Below are 24,443 nucleotides of genomic sequence, written 5' to 3'. Positions count from 1 at the left end.
GGGCGAAATGAAAGGAATTTTAGTACGTCTTATTCTGCCTCAGTCCGTAACATATTACTCAACAATGGCACGTTGTGTGCATATTATTTTTTGTTTTTAGCAATTTTTTCGGTTGTTATTCATGAGCCACGATATCTACCTCGACGCCAACGCCACCTCGCCCGTCCTGCCAGCCGCGGCCAGCGCCGCCCTCGAAGCGATGCAGGGCTGTTTCGGCAACCCGAGCAGCAGCCATGCGACCGGCCTGCGCGCCCGGGCCATGCTCGACGGCGTGCGCGCGCGGGCGCGGCGCGTGCTCGGCGCAGGGACGGGCAGGGTGCTGTTCACCAGCGGCGCCACCGAGGGGATCCAGACCGCGGTGCTGTCGGCGCTGTGCGCGGTGCGGGAGCGCCGCGCGGCCGGGGAAGATTGCGGCGACCTCCTGCTCTACGGCGCCACCGAGCACAAGGCGGTGTCGGAAAGCCTGGCGCACTGGAACCGCCTGCTCGGGACCGGGCTGACCCTGCGCGCGCTGCCGGTCGACGGCGCCGGCAGGCACCGCCTGGACCTGCTGCGCGAACTGGCGCCGCGCGCGGCGATGGTCTGCACCATGGCCGCCAACAACGAGACCGGCACGATCTCCGACCTGGACGGCATCGCCGGCTTGCTGCGCGAGCATGCCCCGCGCGCCTACTGGATGGTCGACTGCGTGCAGGCGCTCGGCAAGCTGCCGCTCGCGCTGGCGCAGACCCGCATCGACTACGCGCCGTTCTCCGGCCACAAGCTGTATGCGCCGAAGGGCATCGGCATGCTGTACGTGCGCGAGGGGGCGCCGTACACGCCGCTGATCATCGGCGGCGGCCAGGAAGCCGGCCAGCGTTCCGGCACCGAGAACATGGCCGGCATCGCGGCGCTGGGCGCCGTGCTGGCCGCGCTGGAGCAGGGCGCTACCTTCCGTGGACACGCCGAACTGGCGGCGCTGCGCGAGCGCCTGGCGGCCAGCCTGCTTGAAGCCTTCCCCGGCATCGTGTTCAACGCGCCTTTCGAGCTGACGCTGCCGACCACCCTGAACTTCGCGGTGCCGGACATGGCGAGCAAGGACCTGCTCGACCTGTTCGACGCCGCCGGCGTGCGCGTCAGCGCGGGCTCGGCCTGTTCGGCGGCGAAAGCCGCGCCCAGCTACGTGCTGGAAGCGATGGGCCTGCCGGCGTGGCGCACCAGCGGCGCCGTGCGCCTGTCATTCGGGCCGCTGGCGACGGATGATTTCATCGATGAAGCCTGCGCGCGGATCCGCCGCTGCGGCCAGGCGGCGCGCCATCCGGCGCTGGCGCCGTCGACGCTCAGCGGAGAGAAGCGCGGCCTGCAGCAGGTGAGCGCCGGCGGGCGCCACGGCTGGATCCTGTTCGACGCCGGTGCCGGCGCCTGCGTGGTCATCGATCCGCCGGCCGGCGTGGCGGCGCGGATCGCGGCCCAGGTCCAGGGCAGCGGCTTGCGCCCGCTGGCGGTGCTGGGCACGGGCGCCGATCCGATGGATGCTGGCGCCCGCGCCGAGCTGCGCGCCGCCTGCGGCCTGGACACCGGTGAAACGGGACCGCTCGGCTGGCCGCGCGATGGCGCTGGCGAGATGGTCGCCCTGGCCGACGGCGGCACCGCGCCGGCGATCGCGATCGGCGACGAGCTGCTGGTGCAACTGGCGGACCGGGATGGCGGCGGCGCCGTATACCTGCTGGGCCGCGCCCGCGACGGCCGCCTGGAGCCGGCGGCGGTGCGCCTGGCCTTCACCGGCGGGCTCGCGATGGAGGATGCGCACGGGCTGGCGCGCGTGGTCGATGGCGGGACGGTGCTGTGCCATGGCCTCGACGCCGGCGGCGCGCCCTGCACCACGGCGGCGGGGTATCGCAGCGCGCCTTCTTCGGCGGGAGAAGTGCAGCAGCTGCCGCCGGAGCGCCTCGCCGCCTTCCTGCGCGCGCACGAGGATGCACTGCTGGTCGACGTGCGCGAAGCCTGCGAGCTCGAAGCGGGCGCGGCGCACCTGCACGGGACCGCGGCGCAGGCGGTGCCTCTGTCGCGCCTGGCCGAACATCTCGGCCACTTCCTGGCTGCGCCGCGGCGTCCGCTGGTATTCGTCTGCCGCAGCGGCAACCGCAGCGCGCGGGCGGCGCTGTGCCTGCAGCGCCTGGGCCATCCGCAGGTATGGAGCCTGGCCGGCGGCCTCGCCCTGGCGAGCGCCTAAAAAACCCTCATGGCGGCGTTGCATCGTCTCGCCGTACTAACGTACTGTCTTCGACGAAGCGCCTTGCCCTGAGGGTTTTGTTAGACGCTCGTACAAATGCGCATCGTCGCCCGCCGTGCGTTTCGCCGGCGGGTCTTTGGCATGCACGCCACACGCCCCTGCCGGCTGGGGCGGCTTCCGGCTACACTAGCGGTATCCCGGCATCACAATCCCCCTTTAACAATTAGAGAACAAGATGAGCGAACGTAAGAGCGCAGCGGCCCTGGCTGCATTTGGATTCATGGCGGTTGCCGCAAGCACGGCGCTGCCGGTCAGCGCAGCCGACTGGAGCGATACGGCAATCAGCTGGCGCTACGGGCAGCGCTTCCGCGAGCCCTTCAATCCGTCCGATATCAAGAAGAACATCTTCGCGCTGACCCACGCCAGCGGCTACAAGTACGGCTCGAACTACTTCAACGTCGACCTGCTGCAGTCCGACAGCAACGACCCGGCCTCGCTGAACCAGTCGGAGGGCGCGCAGGAAGCCTATGTCGTCTACCGCCACACGCTCGACATCGGCGCGCTGCGCGGCGCCCCCATCGCCTTCGGTCCCGTGAAGGGCCTGGGCCTGGTGCTGGGCTTCGACTGGAACACCAAGAACGACGTCGGCTACAACTCGCGCAAGCGCATGCTGGTCGCCGGTCCGACCCTGATGTGGGACGTGCCGGGCTTCCTCAGCACCGGCATCCTGCTGCTCCGCGAGAGCAATGCGCCGAGCGGCGCCTTCCCGCCGATCTCCGAGGTGCGCAGCCGCTATACCTACGATTACCATCCGATGTTCTCGGCCAGCTGGGGCATCCCGATCCCGGACAGCTGGATCGGTGGACACGGCGGAGGCTGGTCCTTCGAGGGCTACCTGAACTACATCGCCGCCAAGGGCAGGGACGAGGTCGGCAACGGGACCGGCGCCGAGACCAACCTCGACATGCAGCTGATGTACGACATCGGCAGCCGCTTCGGCCAGCCGAAGAACCGCTTCCGCCTCGGCCTCGAATACCAGTTCTGGAACAACAAATTCGGCAACACGGCGGCCACGACCGGCAACCGCGGCCAGCGCGCCAGCACGCCGATGGTGCGCGCCGAGTATCATTTCTGACAAATTTCATATTTATCAATTAGTTAATAGTAATTTCACATCGGTATGATCCGGTAATCAAGATGAGGGAATGATGCAATTGCAAAAATTGCATCATGACTACCTCATCCTGTTCCCCATCCCTGTGCTGGTCCCGCTGCCTCATCCTGGCAGCGGCCGGCTTCTTCCACCTTGCCTCCGCAGCTGCCACCTCCGCCACTGCGCCGGTCCTGCACGAGCACCAGGAGTTCGAAGCGACGCTCGACGCGCCCTACCACGGCGAAGGCCGCGGCTTCGATGCGCGCACCTTCACCCTGTCTTTCGATTACCCGGGCCTGCAAGGGCGCCGCAGCGCGCACTGGCGCCTCGCCCTGGTGGCGCCGGGCGGCCGCGAGGTGGCGCACTGGCGGGGGCGGACCAGCCTGTCCGGCAGCCCGGTCGACGTGCGGGTGCGCTGGCCGGGCTGGCTGGGGAAGCGGCTCGCCAACCGCCGGCCCGCGCCCGGCGTGTACCAGGTGCGCCTGCGCGCCGCGGCCGGCAGCGAAGAGGTCGAGCAGTCCTGGGACATCGCCGTCGGCAGCCTGCCGGCGCCCGCGCTGTCGGCCTTTGCTCCGCTGCCTGGCCGGCACGGCGTGCTGCAGGCGGCGCCGGCGCCGGGTGCGCTGCCTTACACCGTCTATTACGGCAACCTGCACAGCCAGACCCGCGACAGCGACGGCGGCGCCGCCCTCGACGATTGCCGCGGCGCGTCGGATCCGCAAACCGCTCCCTTCGGTCCGGCCGCCGCCTTTCCCTACGCCCGCGCGCATGGCCTGGACATGCTGATGGTCTCCGAGCACAACCACATGTACGACGGCTCGGACGGCACCAACACCGGCGCCGATCCGGCCGCAGCCAGGGCCTTGTACCAGGCCGGCCTGAAGACGGCGCGCGAGTTCAACGCGCAGCACCCGGATTTCCTGGCCCTGTACGGCATGGAATGGGGCGTGATCAGTAAGGGCGGCCACCTGAACATCTTCAACAGCGACGAATTGCTGGGCTGGGAAAAGAACGGCAAGGGCGAGCTGCTGGCCGACACCGCCAGCCCGCGCAGCGACTACGGCGCGCTGTACACGCTGATGCGCCAGCGGGGCTGGATCGGCCAGTTCAACCATCCTTCGCTGAAGGACCAGTTCCAGGTCGGCGGCGTGCCGCTGGCCTATACGCCGGACGGCGACGAAGCGATGGCGCTGTGCGAGGTGATGAACAGCTCGGCTTTTTCAAGCAATGACAAGGAAGGCGAAACCCGGCGCAGCAACTTCGAGGCGGCCTGCAACAGGCTGCTCGAAGCGGGCTACCACCTGGCCTTCAGCAGCAACCAGGACAACCACTGCGCCAACTGGGGCGCCGCCTACACCAACCGCACCGCGGTGCTGGTGCCGAGCGGCGAGCCGCTGACCCGCGACAGCTTCGTCGCCGCCGTCCGCGCGCGGCGCGTGTTCGCGACCATGGACAAGGAATCGCAGCTCGTGTTGACGGCGAATGGACACCTGATGGGCGAGCGCTTCGACAACCGCGGCGTCCTCCAGCTATCGGTGCAGTTCGCGAATGGCGCCGGCCGGCGCGCCGCGGCGGTCGCGATCATGGAAGGGGTGCCGGGGCGGAACGGCACGGTGACCCAGCTGGCCGCCGAGGCATCGGCCACCGTCACGCCCGCGCCGGGCCGGCATTTCTATTATGCGAAGCTGACCCAGGACGACGGCAAGGTATTGTGGTCGGCGCCGGTGTGGGTCGGGCAGCTGGGCGGCAACTAGAAACCGAGATTGCGGCCCAGGCCGAACAGGGTGGCCACGCCCAGCACCAGGAAGATCAGCGCGGCGATGCCGTGCACGAGCTTCAGCGGCACGCGGCCGGCGATGCGGTCGCCGAAGTACACGGCCGGCACGTTCGCCAGCATCATGCCCAGCGTGGTGCCGGCCACCACTGCCACCGCGGAGGGATAGCGCGCGGCCAGCGCCACCGTCGCGACCTGGGTCTTGTCGCCCATCTCGGCCAGGAAAAAGGCGATCACGGTGGTGAGAAAGACGCCGAAACGCGCCGGCGCCGATTCTTCCGCGTCGATGTCGTCCGGGACCATGATCCAGGCCGCCATGCCGATGAAGGCCAGGCCCAGCACCCAGCGCATCACGTCGGGGCCGAGCAGCTTGCTGACCAGCGCTCCGACCGCGGCCGCGAAGGCGTGGTTGGCGACGGTGGCGGCGAAGATGCCGAACACGATCGGCAGGGGACGGCGGAAACGGGCGGCGAGCAGGAAGGCCAGCAACTGGGTCTTGTCGCCGATTTCGGCGAGGGCGACGATGCCGGTGGAAACGAGGAAGGCGTCCATGTAAAGCGGCAGGGCGGGAAAAGCAAAGGCGCGATCATAGCAGAGGAGGGCGCTTTCTACCCATCGGTGAAAGTGCTATCCTGCTCGCGCCTGAATTTCGCTCCCGTATATCACGCCAAGGATCCCACCCGTGCACTCCATGAACCGCATCGCAGCAGCCCTCCTGATCGCATTCTCCGGCGCCGCCCTGGCGCAGACTCCCGTCGCCGCTCCCGCGCCGGCGCCCGCCGCGGCCAGCGTGTCGCCGATCCAGCTCGCCCACCTCGGCACCGACGTCGAACGCGTCATGAAGCTGTTCGACGTGCCGGGCATCGCCATCGCCATCGTGAAGGATGGCCAGGTGCTGACGGCGCGCGGCTTCGGCGTGCGCAAGCTGGGATCCCCGGAAAAGGTGGACGGCAAGACCCTGTTCGAAGTCGCCTCGAACTCGAAAGCCTTCACCGCCGCCGCGCTGGCGATGCTGGTCGACGAGGGCAAGCTGGCCTGGGACGATCCGGTCACCAAGCACCTGCCGGACTTCCAGATGTACGACGCCTACGTCACCCACGAGATGACGGTGCGCGACCTGCTGACCCACCGCAGCGGCCTGGGGCTGGGGGCCGGCGACCTGCTGTGGTGGCCGACCACCAGCTTCTCGACCGACGAGATCATCCACAAGCTGCGCTACATCCAGCCTTCCACCAGCTTCCGCAGCAGCTACGCCTACGACAACCTGCTGTACATCGTGGCCGGCAAGATCATCGCCGCGAAGTCCGGCAAGACCTGGGGCGAGACCATCCGCGAGCGCATCCTGGCCCCTAGCGGCATGGCCACGACCACCACCAGCCTGGCGGAGAACGAAGGCAACCCGAACGTCGCCAACGCCCACAGCAAGATTAACGAGAAGATCGCCGCCGTGAAGGCGATGCCGGTGCCGAACGCGGTCGGCGCGGTCGGCATCAATACCAACGCCGAAGACATCGCGCGCTGGATGAACGTGCTGCTGGCGGGAGGCAGGCTGCCGGCGGGCGCCGATGGCAAGGAAGCGCGCCTGTTCAGCGCCAAGCAGGCGCGCGAGCTGTGGACCGCGCAGACGCCGATGCGCACCGGCGAGCCGAATGCGAAACTGGCCGGTACCCGCGCCAACTTCGCCGCTTACGGCCTTGGCTTCCAGCTGCGCGACTACCACGGCCGCCTGCTGGCCCTGCACAGCGGCGCGCTGCAGGGCTTCTATTCGAAAGTGGTGCTGGTGCCGGAAGAGAAGCTGGGCATCGCCATCCTCACCAACGCCGAAAGCGGCGGTTCGCTGAACGCGCTGCAGTGGCAGCTGCTGGGCCGCCTGGTGGACAGGGACGACAAGACCGACTGGATCGGCGCCGTCGCCGCGGTCGACGAAGAGATGCACGCCAAGGAAAAGGCGCGCCTGGCCAGGACCGGCGCCGCGCGCACCGCAAAGTCCCAGCCGTCGCTGCCGCGCACCGCCTACGACGGCGACTACCAGGATCCGTGGTACGGCATCGCCACCATCAAGCACGTCGGCGGCAAGCAGGTGCTGTCGCTGTCGCGCACGCCGGACCTGACCGGGGAGCTGGAGCACTTCCAGCATGACACCTTCATCGTGCGCTGGAAGGAGCGCAACTTCAACGCCGACGCCTACGTGACCTTCGCACTGAACCCGGACGGCAGCATCGAGCGCATGAAGATGCAGCCGGTTTCTACCGAGACCGATTTCAGCTACGACTTCCAGGATTTGAATTTCACGCCGGTGAAGAAGTAAGCCGTCGTCCCCGCGCAGGCGGGGACCCAAGTTTGCATGAGCTAACGAAACACAAGCAACTTGGGCCCCCGCCTTCGCGGGGGCGACGGTAGATTCGCGGGAACGACGGCTGTGCGCGGGAACGACGGCTGTGCGCGGGAACGACGGTCAGATCGGCGGCACGGGATTAAAGCCCGACACCGCCCGATACTTCCCGCTGCCATAACGCAGCACCTGGCGCTGGTCGACCGGCATCGGCGCGGCCAGCCAGGCTTCGGCGCGGCTCATCGCGCCCTGGTAGCGGACCACGATGTCTCCCGGCTGGTCGCGCGAGGGATCGATGGTCCAGCTGCTGTCGATGGCGTAGCAGTCGTGGCTCTCGGGGCGGCCGGCCTCGGGGGCGAAGGCCGCCAGCTGGGCCGCTTCCGGCGCGCGCGGCTTCAGCAGCGGCTGCAGGCGGCGCGTGCAGTCGATCGCGCTGTCGGCATTCGAGCCGGACAGCGCCATCTCGACCGCCGGCTCGCGCCGCACCGCGCCCTTGTCCACTTCATACAGCGCCATCCAGGTGCCGCAATAGCCATCCCAGCAGCTCCCGTATTCGACGCCGATGCCCTGGCGCTGCGCCGACAGCGCGACCGCGCGCACCTGCGCCGTGCCGTTGAAGCCGCGCCAGGCGAACACGCCCTGGTGGCCGGCCAGCACCCAGTTGGCGCCATGCTGTTCGAAGCGGTAGGAAGCCAGCGCCATCGGGGTCAGCTGGCCTGCGGCCGGCTTGCCGTCCTCGCCGGCCGGCGCCAGGCCGGCGACCAGCATGACCTGGCCGGGATCGAGGCGCAGCACCAGTTTGGGTTCGGCGATCACGCGCGCCTGGCCGGCGTTCCAGCCGTCACGGAAGGCGCCCGGCGCCGGGGCGGGCAGCGACACGGTCTGCACATGCGCGGCGGGGCTGTCGGCCCAGCCGGGGAAGGCCAGGGCCATCAGCTGCTCGGGCGCCGGCTGCGCGCCCGGTGCGGCGTAGGCGTTCGAAGAAACGGCGCCGGCGCCCAGCACCGCGGCCGCCACGAGGGCGGCGCGCAGGCGGGCGCTCCGCTGCTGCAGGTTTGCCATGTTCAGGTCTTCTTGCCGTTCCAGATTTCCATCATGTCCGGCGAACCCTGCGAGCGGATCCCGTTGTCGGACAGGATGCTGTCGGTGGCGGCCTGCATCTCCTTGCGCGGCAGGACCATGGTCTCGCCTTCGCGCTGGTCGAAACGCAGCACCAGCAGGTCGTCCTTCAGGTCGCGCAGCAGGGCCACCAGGTGGCGCAGGCTGCGCACCGGCACGCCGTTGACCGACTCCACCACGGCGCCGAAGCGGTTGCTGTAGCCGGTCGTCAGCTTGTGCGGGAAGAAGGGCGAGCTGATGACCACCAGTTCCTCGCGCTGGCCGTCCGGCCCCTCGCCGCGGCGCGTCACCAGCGGGCTGCCGTTGAAGCTGAGGGCGTTCAGCGCCCCCGCATTGCCGCTCACGGAGGACAGGAACTCGGAGGTGGCGCGCGAGAACACGATCGGACCGTACACGAAGTAGGACGGGTAGCCGCCGTTCAGGTCCGGGATCAGGAGCTGGCGCGGGCCGCCCACCGGTACCTGCACCTGCAGGGTCTTGCCGCCGCGGACCACGGTCAGCGGCACCTTGCCGTTCTTCGCGACCTGCTGCACGCGGTACTGGAAGCGCACGCGCAGGTTCGGGCCCAGCTTGACCATGGCCTGGTTATCGACCGGATAGTCGCCGATGCGGGTGATGACGTCCCATTCCTTCAGCGGATAATTGGGGTCGTTGCTGTGGGGGCGGTGCACGACCGCGCCTTCGACCGACTTGTCGAGCTTGAGGTACTGGCGCAGGACCGGGTTTTCCAGCGTCTGTATGCTCTCGAGCAGCAGCGGCTTGCCGTCGTAGCGGCCGTCCGCGATGTCGCTCAGGAACAGCTCGATCTCTTCGTTCGGGATCACGTAGCCGATGTTGTTGGCCCCGGCGATACCGGAAAAGGCCAGGCCGATCATGCGGTCGCCGGCGATCACCGGGCCGCCGCTGTTGCCGGGGTTGATCGGGGCGTCGATCTGCACCCGCAGGCCAGCGTTGCCGAAGCCGTAGGGGACGAATTCGACGCGCGAGACGATGCCCTTGGTGATCGACAGCGAGTTGCCGCCGACCGGATAGCCGTAGGCGAACACCTGCTCGCGCACGTCCGGCAGCACGCTGGCGCGCGGCAGCGCCGGGTGCTTGTCGAAGAAAGACTCGTCGTCGAGCTTGAGCAGGGCGAGGTCCATGCCGCGCGCCACCGCCACCACCGTGGCCCCGACCTTGTCGCCGTCCTCGCTGGCCTGGACCTGCACCTGGCTGGCATAGCCGACCACGTGGGCATTCGTGAGAATGCGCTTGCCCTCGATGATCACGCCCGAGCCGGTGACGTCCTGCGGCGTGGCCTTGGTCCACGGCTTGTACGGGTCGGGGCGGCGCAAGGTCGAGAAGATCTTGACGACCGAACGTTCGACCCGCGAGGAGATGGCGGGCGCGGTGGGTGCGGCCTTGGCGTCGGTGTCCTGCGCCTGGGCGGCGAGGCTGGCGGCAGCGAGCAGGGCTGCGGCGGCGATACGGGAAAATGTCATGCGTTTCTTTGACTCAAAAAGATGCTGGTTGACTATACACCGTGCGGCCGCGCGAAAGTTCACAAATACTCACCGCCGCGTCACATTCAGGGCTTCACGAACTTGAGCGTCATGCGGTCGCTCTCGCCGATGGCCTGGTATTTTTGGCGGTCCTCGTCGCGGTTGGTCAGGGTCGGCGGCAGCGCCCAGACACCGCCCTTGTGGTCGGCCTTGTCCTTCGGATTGGCGTTGATCTCGGACTTGGCCGCCAGCTTGAAACCAGCGCTTTCCGCCATCCTGATCACGTAGGACTCGTGGATGTAGCCGCTGGTTGCCTTGGCGTCCTGGGGCATCGATTCCGGCAGGCGGTGATCGGTCACGCCCAGCACGCCGCCCGGCTTCAGGCTCGTGTAGATGGCCTTGAACATTTCCTTGACCTTGTCGTCGCCCAGCTCGACGAAGTTGTGCACGTTGCGGAAGGTGAGCACCATGTCGACGCTGTTTGGCGGGGCGAAGTTGTAGATGGCCTTTGCCGGACTGAAGCCGCCCCGTACGACCTTGTCATACACCGCCGGGTTGGACTCCAGCAACGTCCTGGAGATGGCGCCGGCGCTGATCAGCTTGCCGTCCTGGCGCAGGTAGGGCGCCAGGATCTCGGTGTACCAGCCGCCTTCCGGCAGCAATTCGACCACCGTCATGGTCGGCTTGATGCCGAAGAAAGTCAGCGTGTCGTAAGGATGGCGCCAGGCGTCGCGCGCCACGTTGGCGCTGCTGCGGTGGCTGCCTGCGATTGCCGCACGCAGTTGGGCGTCGTCGGTCTGGCTGGCGGCCAGCGCAGTGCCGGCCAGGCCGCCAGCCAGCAGTGCGGCCAGGATGAATCGTTTCATGTGTCGCTCTCCATGTCGGTAAGGCAGCGGCGTCGTGCCGTGCCGTCCGCCGATCATCGGCCAGTGCATAGTTGTCGTCAAGTAAATATTATATATGTATCAAACGCGTCCGCGCGGACACTGTCCGGACAGGGGCGGACACGAAGCGGCCGGACACTGCTTTGGCAATCCGCTATGGCCCGGGGATGTCGAACGCCCTCAGGCGCTTGGCATAAAGATTGCCTATTCAAAAAGTTTAACTGCTGATATGGTTCAGCAGATAAATAAGAAGCACAGGCGCAGTACAACTAGAGCGGTCCGCCCGCCGGACCACTGTCCAACACAGGAGACGTCATGGAACGCCGTACCTTCCTCAACATCAGCGGCCTGGCTTTCGGCTCGATGCTGGTGCCCGTCTTCGGCCGCGCGATCGCGGCCGAAGAGCTGCTCAAGCCGATGCCGGTCGCGGCCAAGAAAATGCTGGCCGATACGGCGCTGGGCGCCGCCACCAAGGCCGGCGCCAGCTACTGCGACGTGCGCATCGGCCGCTACCTCAACCAGTACGTGATCACCCGCGACCTGAACGTCGAGAACGTGGTCAACACCGAGTCGGCCGGCATCGGCGTGCGCGTGATCTGCAACGGCGCCTACGGCTTCGCCGCCACCAACGACATGACCCCGGACGGCGTGGCCGGCGCGGCGCGCCAGGCGGTGGCGATTGCCAAGGCCAACGCCAGGCTGCAGTCCGAGCCGGTGCAGCTCGCGCCGGTGAAAGGCGTGGGCGAGGTGTCGTGGGCGACGCCGGTAGTGAAAGATTGGCGCACGGTGCCGATCAAGGAGAAGGCCGAGCTGCTGATCGCGGCCAACAAGGCCGGCATGGACGGCGGCGCCAACTTCATGCAGTCGATGCTATTCCAGGTGAACCAGCAGAAGTATTTCGCCTCCACCGACGGTTCCTACATCGACCAGGACATCCAGCGCCTGTGGGCGCCGCTGACCGCCACCGCGGTCGACAAGGCCACCGGCAAGTTCCGTTCGCGCCAGGGCCTGTCGGCGCCGGTCGGCATGGGCTACGAATACCTGGCCGCGCGCAAGGAAGACAAGATCAAGGCCGCCGGTGGCGTCGCCACGCTGTACACCAAGTCATATGACATCGTCGAGGACGCGCGCGCCGCCGGCCGCGACGCCAAGCGCAAGCTGACCGCCAAGTCGGTCACTCCGGGCAAGTACGACCTGATGCTCTCGCCGGAACACCTGTGGCTGACGATCCACGAATCGGTCGGCCACCCGACGGAACTGGACCGCGTGCTGGGCTACGAGGCCAACTACGCCGGCACCAGCTTCGCCACCCTCGACAAGTGGGAATCGAAGAAATTCAACTACGGTTCGCCGCTGGTGAACATCGTGGCCGACAAGACCACCCCGGGCTCGCTCGGCAACGTCGGCTACGACGACGAAGGCGTCAAGTGCAAGCGCTGGGACATCATCAAGGACGGCATCCTGGTCAGCTACCAGGCCACCCGCGACCAGGCCCACATCATCGGCAAGACCGAATCGGACGGCTGCTCGTACGCGGACAGCTGGAGCAACGTGCAGTTCCAGCGCATGCCGAACACCTCGCTCCAGGCGGGCAAGAAGAAGCTGACCCCGGACGAGATGGTCAAGGATATCAAGAAGGGCATCTACATCGTCGGCGACGGCTCGTTCTCGATCGACCAGCAGCGCTACAACTTCCAGTTCGGCGGCCAGCTGTTCTACGAAATCAAGGACGGCAAGATCGGCCAGATGCTGGAAGACGTGGCCTACCAGTCGAACACCCAGGACTTCTGGAATGCCTGCACGGCCCTGTGCGACGAGCGCGACTGGCGCATGGGCGGCTCCTTCTTCGACGGCAAGGGCCAGCCTCCGCAGATCTCCATCGTGTCGCACGGCGCCTCGACCGCGCGCTTCAACGGCATCAACGTCATCAACACGGCCCGCAAGATCGGCTAAGGCAGGGAGCACACACATGACCATCCTGACCCAGGAACAAACCAAACGCATCTGCGACCGCGTGCTGTCGCTGTCCAAGGCCGACGAATGCAGCGTGACCGTGGAAGGCAGCCGCAAGGGCAATATCCGCTTCGCGCGCAATGCCGTCTCCACCGCCGGCCTGGCGGAAGACACCGCCATCGCCGTGCAGGTCGCCTTCGGAAAGCGCCAGGGCGTCGCCACCATCAACGAGTTCGACGACAAGTCGCTGGAAAAAGTCGTCCGCCGCGCCGAAGACCTGGCCCGGCTGGCGCCGGAGAATCCGGAATTCATGCCGGCCGTCGGCAAGCAGAACTACCGCGCGTCCGAGACCTTCAGCAAGAAGACCGCCGCCATCGATCCGGAATTCCGCGCCCAGTCCGCGGCCTACGCGATCGAAGCCTGCCGCAAGAACAAGCTGGTGGCCGCCGGCTTCTTCAACGACAGCACTTCATTCACCAGCGTCGCCAATTCGAACGGCGTGTTCGGCCACCAGGACGAGACCGGCCTGGACTTCACCTGCACCGTGCGCACCGAAGACGGCCGCGGCTCCGGCTGGGTCAAGCGCTCGGCCACCGACGCCGCCCGTTTCGATCCGCGCGAAGCGGCCGACGTGGCGATCGAAAAAGCGCTGCGCTCGGTCGATGCGAAGGCGCTGGAACCGGGCCGCTACACCGTGATCCTGGAGCCGGCCGCGACCTCCGAGCTGCTCGGCTTCATGCTGTTCGGCTTCGACGCGCGCCAGACCGACGAGGGCCGCAGCTTCCTGTCGAAGAAGGGCGGCGCCTCGCGCCTGGGCGACAAGCTGTTCGACAGCCAGGTCAACATCTGGGCCGACCCGTGGAATCCGGACGTGCCGGTGCTGCCGTGGGATACCCAGAACCTGATCGCGCGCGAGCGCATGGACATCATCAAGGACGGCAAGGTCAACGCCCTAAACTACTCGCAGTACTGGGCCAAGAAGAAAGGCGTGAAGCCGACCGCGACCCCGGGCAACATCATCATGGCCGGCACCGATAAATCGACCGCCGACCTGATCGCCAGCACCAAGAAGGGCATCCTGGTGACCCGCACCTGGTATATCCGCATGGTCGACCCGCAATCCGTGCTGCTGACCGGCCTGACCCGCGACGGCACCTTCTACATCGAGAACGGCAAGATCAAGTACCCGATCAAGAACTTCCGCTTCAACGAGAGCCCGGTGACCATGCTGAACAACATCGAGGAGATCGGCAAGCCGGTGATCATCGGCGGCGACGAAGTGCCGTTCCAGATGGCGATTCCGCCGATGAAGGTGCGGGACTTCAACTTCACGTCGCTGTCGGACGCTGTGTAATAGATGCTGACGCAAGGAACCGGCGCCCCTTGAACCGTCATCCTTGCGAAGGCGGGGATCCAAGTTTGCTTGTGTTACCGGTACGCGCAAAATTTGGGTTCCCGCCTTCGCGGGAACGACGTTTCAACGCCACGGACCGTCCTTGACGCAATTGGAGATTGATTTGGAACGCCGTACCTTCCTGACCCTCGCCGCCGGCACCGCCGGCGCCATGCTGGTCCCCGTCTTCGGCAGCGCCATCGCCGCCGAAGAGCTGCAAAGCACGATGGCCCTGGGCCTGAAGAAGGCGCTCGCCGATGCCGCCCTGGACGCGGCCACCAGGGCGGGCGCCAGCTATTGCGACGTGCGCATCGGACGCTACCTGAACCAGTTCATCACCACCCGCGACCTGACGGTGCAGAGCGTGACGAACACCGAGTCGAGCGGTGTCGGCGTGCGCGTGATCGCCGACGGCGCCTACGGCTTCGCCGCGACCAATGCCATGCATCCGGATGCCGTCGCCAACGCCGCGCGCCAGGCGGTGGCGATCGCCCGCGCCAACGCCAGGCTGCAGACGGAACCGGTGCGCCTGGCTCCGGTGAAGGGAGTGGGCGAGGTGGCCTGGGCCACGCCGATCAGGAAGGACTGGCGCACCGTGCCGGTGAAAGACAAGGCCGAGATGCTGATCGCCGCCAACAAGGCCGGCCTCGACGCCGGCGCCAGCTTCATGACGGCCAACCTGTTCCAGGTGAACCAGCAGAAGTACTTCGCTTCCACCGACGGTTCGTACATCGACCAGGACATCCACCGCCTGTGGGCGCCGCTGACCGCCACCGCGGTCGACAAGGCCAGCGGCAAGTTCCGCTCGCGCGCCGGGCTGGCGCCGCCGGTCGGCATGGGCTACGAGTACTTCGATGCGCGGCCCGAGCACAAGGTCCGCGCAGCCGGCGGCGTGACCACCCTGTACAAGGGCGGCTACGACATCGTCGAGGAAGCGCGCAACGCCGGCCGCCAGGCGCGCGAAAAGCTGACTGCCAAGAGCGTCGAACCGGGCAAGTACGACCTCGTGATCGCGCCGGAAAACCTGTTCCTGACCATCCACGAATCGGTCGGCCACCCGACGGAACTGGACCGCGTGCTGGGCTACGAAGCCAACTACGCCGGCACCAGCTTCTGCACGCTGGACAAGTGGGAAACCCGCAAATTCAAGTTCGGCGCGGACAACGTCAACTTCTTCGCCGACAAGAGCACCCCGGGCTCGCTGGGCGCGGTGGGCTACGACGACGAAGGCGTCCAGCCGAAGCGCTGGGATATCATCAAGGACGGCATCCTGGTCAACTACCAGGCCACGCGCGACCAGGCCCACATCATCGGCGAGAAGGAATCGCACGGCTGCTCGTACGCGGACAGCTGGAGCAACGTGCAGTTCCAGCGCATGCCGAACGTGTCGCTGGCGCCGGGATCGAAGCGACTGACGCCGGATCAGATGGTGGAGGACGTCAAGAAGGGCATCTACATCCTCGGCCGCGGCTCCTACTCGATCGACCAGCAGCGCTACAACTTCCAGTTCGGCGGCCAGCTGTACTACGAGATCAAGGACGGCAAGATCGGCCCGATGCTCGAAGACGTGGCCTACCAGTCGAACACCCAGGAATTCTGGAACGCGTGCAGCGCCATCTGCGACGAACGCGACTGGCGCATGAGCGGCTCCTTCTTCGATGGCAAGGGCCAGCCCAGCCAGGTCAGCGCGGTCTCGCACGGCGCCTCGACCACGCGCTTTAATGGCGTCAAAGTGATCAATACCGGCCGCAAGATCGGCTAAGTTGGGGATAGGTGAGACAAGATGAAACAGCTTAACCAGGAAGAAGCAAAACGGATCTGCGACCGCGTGCTGTCCTTCTCGAAGGCGGATGAGTGCAGCGTCGCCATCAACGGCAACCGCAGCGGCAATATCCGCTTCGCCCGCAACAGCGTCTCCACGGCCGGCCTGAACGAAGACCGGCGCCTGACGGTGACGGTGGCCTTCGGCAAGCGCCAGGGCACGGCCAGCGTCAACGAATTCGACGACAAGTCGCTCGAGCAGGCCGTGCGCCGCGCCGAGGACACCGCGCGCCTGGCGCCAGAGAATCCGGAATACGTGCCGATTCCTGGCAAGCAGGAATTCAAGCCGACCGGCGAATATTTCGCGTCCACCGCCGCGATCGACCCGGACTACCGCGCCGAAGTGGCTTCGCACGCGATCCTGGCCGGGCGCAAGAACAAGCTGGTCACCGCCGGCTTCTTTACCGACACCACCGGCTTCGAGACCATCGCCAACTCGAAGGGCCTGTTCGGGCACCGCGAGTTCACGGGCCTCGATTACACCTGCACCGCGCGCACCGAGGATGGCCGCGGTTCGGGCTGGGTGACCCGCTCGGCCAGCGATGCGAAACGCTTCGACCCGCGCGAGGCGTCCGAGGTCGCCATGGAGAAGGCGTTGCGCTCGGTCGACGCGAAGGCGCTGGAGCCGGGCCGCTACACCGTGATCCTGGAGCCGGCCGCGACCTCCGAACTGCTGGGCCGCATGTTCGGCGCCTTCGGTGCGCGCCAGGCCGACGAAGGCCGCAGCTTCCTGGCGAAGAAGGGCGGCGGCAACCGCCTGGGCGAAAAGCTGTTCGACGAACAGATCAACGTCTGGTCCGACCCCTGGGACAAGGACGTCCCGGTCAGCCCCTGGGATTCGCAGTCGATGCTGGCGCGCCAGCGCCGCGACCTGATCAAGGACGGCAAGGTCGCCAATCTCGAATACTCGCGCTTCTGGGCCCAGAAGAACGGCGTGGCGCCGACCGCGCGCGCCGGCAACATGATCATGGCCGGCGGCAGCAAGTCGCTCGAAGAGCTGATCGCCAGCACGAAGAAGGGCGTGGTCGTGACCCGCACCTGGTACATCCGCATGGTCGACCCGCAGTCCGTGCTGCTGACCGGCCTGACGCGCGACGGCACCTTCTACGTCGAGAATGGCAAGATCAAGTACCCGATCAAGAACTTCCGCTTCAACGAGAGCCCGGTCACGATGCTCAACAACGTCGAGGAACTCGGCAAGCCGGTGGTCATCGGGCCGGACGAGGTGGCGTACCAGATGGTGATTCCACCGATGCGGATCCGCGATTTCAACTTCACCTCGCTGTCCGACGCGGTTTAAGTGGTCTACGACTTCTACTTCACGCGCCTGATGTACGAGTCGGGCGACTGGGACGTGGACATCCGCATGCCCAGCAACGTGCTCAACTCGCTGGTCGAATACACGACCCTGCGGGTGGACCCGGCCGAGCGCGTGATCGCCCTGTCGGATCCGAAGATGCTGCAGGCGCCGTTCTGCTACATGGCCGGGCACAAGCTGGTGCAGTTCACGCCCGCCGAGCGCCGCAACTTCGAGCGCTACGTGAAGGGCGGCGGCTTCGTGTTCGTGGACGACTGCAACCACGACATCGACGGCCTGTTCGCCAAATCCTTCGAAGCGGAGCTGGCGAAGATGTTCGGCCCGAAGGCGCTGAAGAAGATCCCGAACAATCACCGCCTGTATTCCAGCTTCTTCAAGTTCGACGGGCCGCCGAACACCGCGGTGGAGCTGAACGGCTGGGGCGACGACCTGGTGCACGAGTACCTGCGCGCCATCGAAGTCAACGGCCGCATCGGGGTGCTGTATTCGAACAAGGACTACGGCTGCGAGTGGGATTACGACTTCCGCAACAAGCGCTGGCTGGCGGTCGACAACACCCGCTTTGCGGTCAACATCATTCAATATGCCTTAGGAGCGTAGCAAGTGGCACAAGCATGGACCGAGAACGAGATCGCCGACCTCGGGGCGAAGGTGGGGCACCTGAAAAGCAGCATGGGGCAGGTGATCATCGGCCAGAAGGACGTGATCGAGCTGCTGGTTTGTTGCCTGCTGGCCGGCGGCCACGCCCTGGTCGAAGGCGTGCCGGGACTCGGCAAGACCCTGCTCGTCAAATCGCTGGCCCAGGCCACCGACATGCAGTTCCGGCGCGTGCAGTTCACGCCCGACCTGATGCCCTCGGATATCGTCGGCACCGAGATCCTCGAAGAAGACCAGGTCACGCGCCAGCGCGTGTTCCGCTTCCAGCAGGGTCCCGTGTTCACCCAGGTGCTGCTGGCCGACGAGATCAACCGCGCGCCGCCGAAGACCCAGTCGGCCCTGCTGGAAGCGATGCAGGAACGCAGCGTCACCTTCGCCGGCCAGACGCACAAGCTGCCCAGGCCCTTCTTCGTGCTGGCGACCCAGAACCCGATCGAGCAGGCCGGCACCTATCCGCTGCCGGAAGCCCAGCTCGACCGCTTCCTGCTGCGCATCGACGTCGGCTACCCGACCGAGGAGGAAGAGATCGCGATGGTCGGCGCGACCACGCACGCCGGCCTGGCGGATGCCGAGCCGGCGATGACGCTCGATACCCTCCTTCGCCTGCAGCGGCTGGTGCGCGACATCGAGATCGCCGAACCCATGCTGCGCTATGCGACGCGCCTGGTGCGCGCCACCCGCCCGGCCGATTCGCCGGTCGAGGCGATCCGCAAGCACATCGGCTGGGGCGCCGGTCCGCGCGCCGGCCAGGCGCTGGTGCTGGCCTCCAAGGCGCGCGCGCTGATGCATGGCCGGCTGGCGGTCACGCGCGAAGACATCGGCGCGATGCTGCTGCCGGTGCTGGCCCACCGCGTGCTGCGCAACTTCGAAGCGGAAGCGGACGGCATCGCGATTGCCGACATCCTGGCTGCGCTGCGCAGCGGCGTCCGGGTCGACTGAGGGGCCGGCTGAGTGTCCATGCAGGCAAGCGCCGCGCTGGCGGCGCATACCGGTAAGCTCGACCTCGCGATCCGCCACGTGCTGGCGGGGCTGGGACACGGCATCCACGCCGGCCGCGAGCGCGGCGCCGGCGTCGAGTTCTCCGAATACCGGGCCTATGCGCCCGGGGACGAATGGCGCCGCGTCGACTGGAAGCTGATGGCGCGCGCCGACCGCTACTATGTGCGCGAGGCCGAGCGCGACAGCCACGTCGCGGTCTGGCTGGTGCTGGACGCCACCGCTTCCATGCTCGAACCGAGCCGCAGCGTCGAGGGCCTCGATAAACTGGGTTACGCGCGCCTGCTGCTCGGCTGCGTCGGCGCGATCGCGCAGCGCCAGGGCGATGCGTTCGGCCTGCTCATCTGTCAGGGCGAACGCGCCCATTTCACCCCGGCCGCGCGCGGGCCGCGCCAGCTGCAGCGCGTGCTGGCCCAGCTGGAACGGTTCGACGCCGCCGGCACGCTGCCCGGCAGCGAGGTCCTGCGCGCCAGCCTGCACTTTGCGCGGACACCCAGCGTGGTGTGCGTGGCCAGCGATTTCCTCGATTGGCCGTCGCCGCTGTCGGAAGCGATGCTCCGCCTGCGCGGCATGCGCCACGACGTGCGCGCGCTGTGCCTGCAGACCGCGGCCGAAATCGCGGCGGACTTCGATGCCCGGCAAGCCTGGCGCGACCCGGAAGCGGACGGCAAGCTGTTCCGCTTCGGACGCGAGGCCCGCGAGGAATACGTCCGCAGGCGCGAGGAACATTTCGGCATGGTCGCCCAGCAGTGCCGTGCGCATGACATTCCGTATGTCGCGGCGCCGATCGAGCGTGCGCCGGGCGAGGTCCTGCGCGCGTGGATGCGCACGCGGGGAGGGCGGCCATGAACAGCCTGTGGTGGTGGGCGCTGCCGGTCCTGCTTCTGCCGATCCTGTGGCACCGCCAGAAGCGCGAACAGACCAGGGCCGCGCCGCTGGCGACGGCGCGCTTCCTGCCGCCATCCGAACCCGTGCAGCTGCGCGTGTGGCGCTTTCGCGACCTGTTCCTGCTGCTCCTGCGCTGCCTGCTGTTGACCGGCCTGATCGCATTTCTTGCCGACCCCGTGCTGCCCTGGCGCGGCGACAGCGTCTTGATCGTGCCCGGCGCCGATCCTGCGTTCACCGACCGACAGGTGCGCGATGCCGGCCTGGCGGAAGCGCGCCGCATCGACTTGCCCGGCCGCGACGCCTACCGCTGGCTGCACGAGCACGAGCGCGAATTCAAGCCGCAGGCCCGCCTGCTGCTGGTCGGCGATGTGGCGATGCCGGCCGCGCTGCCGCGCCTGCGCCACGCGGTCACGGTGCGCAGCCAGGCCGCTTTGCCGGCGTCGTCCGCACAACATGTGGCGGTGTACAGCCAGCGTGCCGGGGAATGGCGCAAGGTGTTCGCGGCGCTCGACGGGCCGCAGCGCTATGTGTTCGACGAACAGGCCGGCCCGAAGACCGGGCTGGTGGTGTGGGACTTGCCCCAATCCCCACCGCCCGGCCTGCGCGCGCCGCTGTGGTGGGTGGCCGACACGTCCGCCTTCCCCGAACTGCGGAAAGCGCCTCAGGCCGGCGAACTTCACTACCTGGACAGCCCGCACGGGCGCCTGTGGAGCGCGGCCTGGCTGCCGCCGCGCGATGCCGACGCCGCGCGCACGATGTTCGCCAGCTGGCAGCGCCTGCACCTGGGGCTGGCGCCGCATACCGCGCCGCCGCAGGCGCCCATCGTCGATGCGCGGGCGCCGGCGGGGCCGTTCGGCGGCGCCCTGCGCGAGGCATTGGCCACGGCGCTGCTGGTGCTGTTCGCCCTCGAAAGGATCGTGACCCATGTCCGCCGACGTTGAGATCGTAGGCCGGCTCTGGAAGGCCGCGCTGCTGCGCCGCGCCGGCCTGTGGCTGGGCGGCGCAATCCCCTGGCTGCTGCTGCGCTCCGGTCCCGGCCTGCTGGCCTGGTCGGCGTTCTGCGCCTGGGACGGTTTGCGCCTGCGGCAGCGCGTGGGCCGCGGCTGGGCCGCCTGGGTCGACGACGCCGTGCCGGAAATGGAAGACAGCACCGCCTTGCTGCGGCGGGCCGAATCGCCGGTCGCGCAGCTGCAGCGCCAGCGCCTGCTGGCACGCATCGAAGCCAGCCTCACGCGGGTGCGGGTGCGTGCGATCGTGCGCGAACGCGTGCGCCCGGGCCTGCCGTGGCTGGCGGCGAACCTGGCGCTGGCGGCGCTGGCCTGGGGCTCGTCGCTGCTGCCGCATGGCGGCCAGCCGCTTGCCACCGCCTTGCCGGGCGCGAGCCACAAGGCGGCCGCTCCCGCCGCCGCCGAACTGGTGGTGAAACTGGCGCCGCCGCGTTACACGGGTGTCGAGCCGTCCGTGTCGGCGCCGCGCGACCTGCAGGCGCCGGAACAGACCGTGGTCGAGTGGTGCCTGAAGCAGCCCGCGGCCGGCGCGACCGCCGAAGCGATCGAACTGAGCGACGGCCAGGTCCTGCATGCCGGGCCTGAATGCGCGCGCTGGACCGCCACCGAATCGATCTTCTGGCGCTGGCGCGGCGCCCGCTACACCCTGAAGGTGCTGCCGGACGGTGCGCCCGAGATCGTGGTCACCCAGCCGAACGAGATCATCAAGGAGCTGGCGCGCGACGCCACGCAGGCCGCGATGGCGATCTCGGTGCGCGACGATTACCAGGTCAGGCAAGCGACCCTGCACCTGACCCTGGCGCGCGGCAGCGGCGAGAACATCCGCTTCAGCGACCGCGAGATGCCGATCCCGGCCGGGCGCGACCTGCGCCGGCGCGACTGGTCGAAAAACTGGACCTTGCAGGACCTCGGCATGGAGCCCGGCGACGAGCTGTATTTCTTCGTGCGCGCCACCGACAACGCGGCCAGGCCGCACACGGTGCAGTCGCCGACCTACACGCTGCGCCTGCCCGCGCCGCCTGCGCAGGAGGACGAACAGGTGTCGGCGCTGCCGGTGATGGTCAAGGCCGAGAGCCTGCGCAGCCAGCGCCAGATCATCATCGACACCGAGCAGCTGATTGCCGACATGCGTATCAAGAAGATGGACGCCGCCACGGTGCGCGAGCGCAGCGAAGCGATCGCCGCCGACCAGGGCGCACTGCGGCGCCGCTACGGCCAGTTCCTGGGCGAGGAATCGACCCTGTTCGGCAAGGACGATCACGACGACGAGCATGGCGCAGGCAATGGCAAGCCGCAGGACGTGCTGCACGAGTTCGGCCACGCCCATGACCAGGCCGAGAACGCGACCCTGTTCGACGACGCCACCAAGAAAATCCTGCGGCGCGCGCTGAGCGCGATGTGGGATGCCGAGAATGCCCTGCGCGCGATCACGCCGAAGACGGCGCTGCCGCCCGAACACAAGGCGCTCGAGGCGATCAAGGAATTGCAGCAGTCCGAGCGCATCTACCTGCACAAGACGGCGTTCGCGCCGCCGCCGATCAAGGAAGACAAACGCATGACGGGCGACATGGCCGGCGCGGCCAGCAACCGCCGCGAACAGTCGGCAGCCCCGGACGGCGTGCCGGCCGAACTGCGCGAGCTGGTGCGGGCGCTGGCCGGCGACGGGCCGCTGCCAGGCCTGTGGACTCGCACCGCCCATGACTGGGTACGCGAGCGCATCGGCGCCGACGAACAGCGCCTGGCGGCCCAGCGCGCGATCCAGGACGTGGCCGACGGCTGCCTGGCCTGCCGCCCGGTGCTGCGCGCCTGGCTGCGCGGCGCCGTGCACGATGCGCCGGTGCTGCTGCAGGCCACGCCGACGGTCGAGACGCCGTTCGAGCGCGCCGTGCGGGGAGGAATGCAATGACGACGCTCGCCATCCTTGCCCTCGCAATCGGCGCGCTCAGCGCGCTGGCCTATGGCCTGCGCCGGCGCTGGATCGACCTGGTGCTGGCCGCGCTGGCGGGCATTGCGCTGGCCGGCGCGGTCGGCAATTTCACGCTGCCCGGCGAGGCCGGCGGCACGCTGGCGCTGTCCGCCGCGAATCCGCCGGCCTCGCTGGACGGCGTGCGCGCCCTCAAGCTCGACGGCGATGGCTTGCGCGACGCCGAATGGGACGACCTGCCGGCGCGCCCGCTGGCCTGGACCGCGCCGGCCACTCCCACGGTCCGGCTGGACTTCCCGCGCACGATCGCGCTGGGCCGACTCTTCAGCCTGAAGCTGGAACGCTCCTGGCGGGCGCCGGGCCGGCTGCAGCTGCTGGCCGAGAACGGCGAGGTACTGGCCGAGGGCAAGGGAGAAGGCCCGTTGTCCGTGCAATGGCTGCCGCCGCTGGCCGAGCGCCTGGTCTTGACGGCGCGCCTGCTGGATGCGAAAGGCAAGCTGGTCGACCAGGGCCCGGTGCCGCTCACCGTGATCGCGCCGTCGCCGCTGCAGGTGCGCGGGCGCTTCGGCGCGCCGTCCTTCGACCTGCGCACCTTGAACGACCTGCTCGCCGCCAGCAATGCCGTGATCGACTGGCAGGTCGAGCTGGGCAAGAACCTGCGCCGCAGCGAAAGCGCGCGCGCCGAGATGAAGTCGCCGGACCTCGAGATCGTCGACGCCGCCTGGTTCGAACGCGCCGGAGAGCCTGCGCGCGCGGCGCTGCTGGCCCGGGTGGCCGAGGGCGCGCCGCTGCTGGTGCTGGGCGCGAACGCGGGCGACGCCGGCGTCTGGTCGCGCAGCATGGGCCTGCACCTGGCGCCGCAGCCGGCCGACAAGACCATCGGCACGCGCCTGGCGATGGCATCGGGTAGCCTGAACCCGGCGCAGGCGCGCACCAAGGAGTGGCAGGGCGAAGACGGCCTCTGGACCCGCGACTGGCGCAAGGGCCGCATCGCCTGGCTGGGCGTGGGCGGCTGGCACCGCCATGCGATCGAGGAACCGCGCGCGCTGGCGCTGTGGTGGCAGGACGTGCTCGACCGCCTGCGCGTGCGGCGCAACGAAGACCTGGCCTGGCTCGACCCGGAAGAGCTGCCGTTGCCGGCCAGGCGCCTGGAAGTGTGTGCACGCGGCGCCCTGGCCAAGGGGGGCGAAGTTTCCTTCCCTGGCCTGGCGCTGACGCTGCCGTGGCAGCGCCGTGCCGAGCGCGTCGACGCCTCCTGCGTGGCGGTATGGCCGCAGCGGGCCGGCTGGCTGGACGTCCGCACGCAGGGGCAGGGTGGCCGTGCGGCCGGCAGCGCGGTCTACGTCTATGCGGACGGCGACTGGGCCCTGTGGCAGCGCGCCCAGCGCCGCGATGCGACCGCGCGCTACGCTGCCCGCACGCCTGTCCCGGCAGCAGAGGGCGGGGCGCGCAGCCTGCCCGCCTGGCCATTCGGCATCGTGTTCGCGCTGGCGATGCTGGGCCTGTGGTGGCGTGAGAAGAGATAAATGAG

At 68.1% G+C, this 24,443-nt stretch carries 18 protein-coding genes; 14 read left to right on the top strand and 4 right to left on the bottom strand.

Going from position 1 to position 24,443, the window contains the following annotated elements:
* The first annotated feature begins 121 nt into the window (after nucleotides 1–121).
* The 3 genes from AC3A6M_RS21765 to AC3A6M_RS21755 all read left to right on the top strand — a co-directional run bounded on the left by AC3A6M_RS21765 (nucleotide 122) and on the right by AC3A6M_RS21755 (nucleotide 5,119).
* On the top strand, nucleotides 122–2,212 hold the full coding sequence (locus AC3A6M_RS21765) for an aminotransferase class V-fold PLP-dependent enzyme (RefSeq protein WP_487854807.1): 2,091 nt from the start codon (nucleotides 122–124) through the stop codon (nucleotides 2,210–2,212).
* Between the two features lie 235 nt (nucleotides 2,213–2,447).
* A complete protein-coding gene (locus AC3A6M_RS21760; RefSeq protein ID WP_487854806.1) occupies nucleotides 2,448–3,347 on the top strand; it encodes an outer envelope protein in 900 nt (299 codons plus the stop codon).
* A 95-nt stretch (nucleotides 3,348–3,442) separates the two neighbouring features.
* On the top strand, nucleotides 3,443–5,119 hold the full coding sequence (locus tag AC3A6M_RS21755; protein ID WP_487854805.1) for a CehA/McbA family metallohydrolase: 1,677 nt from the start codon (nucleotides 3,443–3,445) through the stop codon (nucleotides 5,117–5,119).
* Here AC3A6M_RS21755 and AC3A6M_RS21750 read toward each other — a convergent pair.
* Complete coding sequence (locus AC3A6M_RS21750) at nucleotides 5,116–5,691, bottom strand: TMEM165/GDT1 family protein (protein ID WP_487854804.1); 576 nt, start codon at nucleotides 5,689–5,691, stop codon at nucleotides 5,116–5,118. The genes AC3A6M_RS21755 and AC3A6M_RS21750 overlap by 4 nt on opposite strands.
* Before the next feature lie 139 nt (nucleotides 5,692–5,830).
* On the opposite strand from AC3A6M_RS21750, the gene AC3A6M_RS21745 reads away from it, so the two are divergent.
* Nucleotides 5,831–7,447 carry a serine hydrolase gene (locus AC3A6M_RS21745; protein ID WP_487854803.1) on the top strand — a complete coding sequence of 539 codons (1,617 nt, stop codon included), beginning with the start codon at nucleotides 5,831–5,833 and terminating at the stop codon, nucleotides 7,445–7,447.
* 147 nt (nucleotides 7,448–7,594) lie between these two features.
* On the opposite strand, the gene AC3A6M_RS21740 is transcribed toward AC3A6M_RS21745, so the two are convergent.
* From AC3A6M_RS21740 to AC3A6M_RS21730, 3 genes are all read right to left on the bottom strand, one after another.
* Nucleotides 7,595–8,533 carry a hypothetical protein gene (locus AC3A6M_RS21740; RefSeq protein ID WP_487854802.1) on the bottom strand — a complete coding sequence of 313 codons (939 nt, stop codon included), beginning with the start codon at nucleotides 8,531–8,533 and terminating at the stop codon, nucleotides 7,595–7,597.
* 2 nt (nucleotides 8,534–8,535) lie between these two features.
* Complete coding sequence (locus AC3A6M_RS21735; RefSeq protein WP_487854801.1) at nucleotides 8,536–10,071, bottom strand: S1C family serine protease; 1,536 nt, start codon at nucleotides 10,069–10,071, stop codon at nucleotides 8,536–8,538.
* Nucleotides 10,072–10,157: 86 nt separating this feature from the next.
* On the bottom strand, nucleotides 10,158–10,937 hold the full coding sequence (locus tag AC3A6M_RS21730) for a class I SAM-dependent methyltransferase (protein ID WP_487854800.1): 780 nt from the start codon (nucleotides 10,935–10,937) through the stop codon (nucleotides 10,158–10,160).
* A 333-nt stretch (nucleotides 10,938–11,270) separates the two neighbouring features.
* Between AC3A6M_RS21730 and AC3A6M_RS21725 the strand changes: the two genes are divergently transcribed.
* From AC3A6M_RS21725 to AC3A6M_RS21680, 10 genes are all read left to right on the top strand, one after another.
* Nucleotides 11,271–12,908, top strand: coding sequence for a TldD/PmbA family protein (locus AC3A6M_RS21725; protein WP_487854799.1), 1,638 nt, complete (start codon nucleotides 11,271–11,273; stop codon nucleotides 12,906–12,908).
* A gap of 16 nt (nucleotides 12,909–12,924) precedes the next feature.
* Entirely contained in the window at nucleotides 12,925–14,262 is a 1,338-nt protein-coding gene (locus AC3A6M_RS21720; RefSeq protein ID WP_487854798.1) for a TldD/PmbA family protein, read from the top strand.
* 163 nt (nucleotides 14,263–14,425) lie between these two features.
* The gene (locus AC3A6M_RS21715; RefSeq protein WP_487854797.1) at nucleotides 14,426–16,063 is read left to right on the top strand and encodes a TldD/PmbA family protein; all 1,638 of its coding nucleotides are present in this window, start codon (nucleotides 14,426–14,428) and stop codon (nucleotides 16,061–16,063) included.
* A 21-nt stretch (nucleotides 16,064–16,084) separates the two neighbouring features.
* Entirely contained in the window at nucleotides 16,085–17,422 is a 1,338-nt protein-coding gene (locus tag AC3A6M_RS21710; RefSeq protein ID WP_487854796.1) for a TldD/PmbA family protein, read from the top strand.
* Nucleotides 17,423–18,040, top strand: coding sequence for a DUF4159 domain-containing protein (locus tag AC3A6M_RS21705; protein ID WP_487854795.1), 618 nt, complete (start codon nucleotides 17,423–17,425; stop codon nucleotides 18,038–18,040).
* 3 nt (nucleotides 18,041–18,043) lie between these two features.
* Nucleotides 18,044–19,036 (top strand): AAA family ATPase, encoded by a 993-nt coding sequence (locus tag AC3A6M_RS21700; protein WP_487854794.1) that lies wholly within the window; start codon nucleotides 18,044–18,046, stop codon nucleotides 19,034–19,036.
* 18 nt (nucleotides 19,037–19,054) lie between these two features.
* On the top strand, nucleotides 19,055–19,942 hold the full coding sequence (locus AC3A6M_RS21695; protein WP_487854793.1) for a DUF58 domain-containing protein: 888 nt from the start codon (nucleotides 19,055–19,057) through the stop codon (nucleotides 19,940–19,942).
* Nucleotides 19,939–20,922, top strand: a complete 984-nt coding sequence (locus AC3A6M_RS21690) for a BatA domain-containing protein (protein WP_487854792.1) — start codon at nucleotides 19,939–19,941, stop codon at nucleotides 20,920–20,922. Before AC3A6M_RS21695 ends, AC3A6M_RS21690 begins: the two co-directional genes overlap by 4 nt.
* Nucleotides 20,906–22,894, top strand: coding sequence for a hypothetical protein (locus AC3A6M_RS21685; RefSeq protein ID WP_487854791.1), 1,989 nt, complete (start codon nucleotides 20,906–20,908; stop codon nucleotides 22,892–22,894). The genes AC3A6M_RS21690 and AC3A6M_RS21685 overlap by 17 nt, the downstream gene beginning before the upstream one ends.
* Nucleotides 22,891–24,438, top strand: coding sequence for a hypothetical protein (locus AC3A6M_RS21680; RefSeq protein WP_487854790.1), 1,548 nt, complete (start codon nucleotides 22,891–22,893; stop codon nucleotides 24,436–24,438). Before AC3A6M_RS21685 ends, AC3A6M_RS21680 begins: the two co-directional genes overlap by 4 nt.
* The last annotated feature ends 5 nt before the right edge of the window (nucleotides 24,439–24,443 follow it).

The organism is Telluria sp. Soil_C_11 (assembly GCF_057657395.1).
Note: the sequence above shows the minus strand (reverse complement) of the source record. Positions and strands in the feature narration are given on the sequence as shown.

Coding starts and splice junctions, on each gene's coding strand:
- AC3A6M_RS21765 (WP_487854807.1), top strand. CDS start 122: ATGAGCCACGATATCTACCTCGACGCCAACGCCACCTCGCCCGTCCTG.
- AC3A6M_RS21760 (WP_487854806.1), top strand. CDS start 2,448: ATGAGCGAACGTAAGAGCGCAGCGGCCCTGGCTGCATTTGGATTCATG.
- AC3A6M_RS21755 (WP_487854805.1), top strand. CDS start 3,443: ATGACTACCTCATCCTGTTCCCCATCCCTGTGCTGGTCCCGCTGCCTC.
- AC3A6M_RS21750 (WP_487854804.1), bottom strand. CDS start 5,691: ATGGACGCCTTCCTCGTTTCCACCGGCATCGTCGCCCTCGCCGAAATC.
- AC3A6M_RS21745 (WP_487854803.1), top strand. CDS start 5,831: ATGAACCGCATCGCAGCAGCCCTCCTGATCGCATTCTCCGGCGCCGCC.
- AC3A6M_RS21740 (WP_487854802.1), bottom strand. CDS start 8,533: ATGGCAAACCTGCAGCAGCGGAGCGCCCGCCTGCGCGCCGCCCTCGTG.
- AC3A6M_RS21735 (WP_487854801.1), bottom strand. CDS start 10,071: ATGACATTTTCCCGTATCGCCGCCGCAGCCCTGCTCGCTGCCGCCAGC.
- AC3A6M_RS21730 (WP_487854800.1), bottom strand. CDS start 10,937: ATGAAACGATTCATCCTGGCCGCACTGCTGGCTGGCGGCCTGGCCGGC.
- AC3A6M_RS21725 (WP_487854799.1), top strand. CDS start 11,271: ATGGAACGCCGTACCTTCCTCAACATCAGCGGCCTGGCTTTCGGCTCG.
- AC3A6M_RS21720 (WP_487854798.1), top strand. CDS start 12,925: ATGACCATCCTGACCCAGGAACAAACCAAACGCATCTGCGACCGCGTG.
- AC3A6M_RS21710 (WP_487854796.1), top strand. CDS start 16,085: ATGAAACAGCTTAACCAGGAAGAAGCAAAACGGATCTGCGACCGCGTG.
- AC3A6M_RS21695 (WP_487854793.1), top strand. CDS start 19,055: ATGCAGGCAAGCGCCGCGCTGGCGGCGCATACCGGTAAGCTCGACCTC.
- AC3A6M_RS21690 (WP_487854792.1), top strand. CDS start 19,939: ATGAACAGCCTGTGGTGGTGGGCGCTGCCGGTCCTGCTTCTGCCGATC.
- AC3A6M_RS21685 (WP_487854791.1), top strand. CDS start 20,906: ATGTCCGCCGACGTTGAGATCGTAGGCCGGCTCTGGAAGGCCGCGCTG.
- AC3A6M_RS21680 (WP_487854790.1), top strand. CDS start 22,891: ATGACGACGCTCGCCATCCTTGCCCTCGCAATCGGCGCGCTCAGCGCG.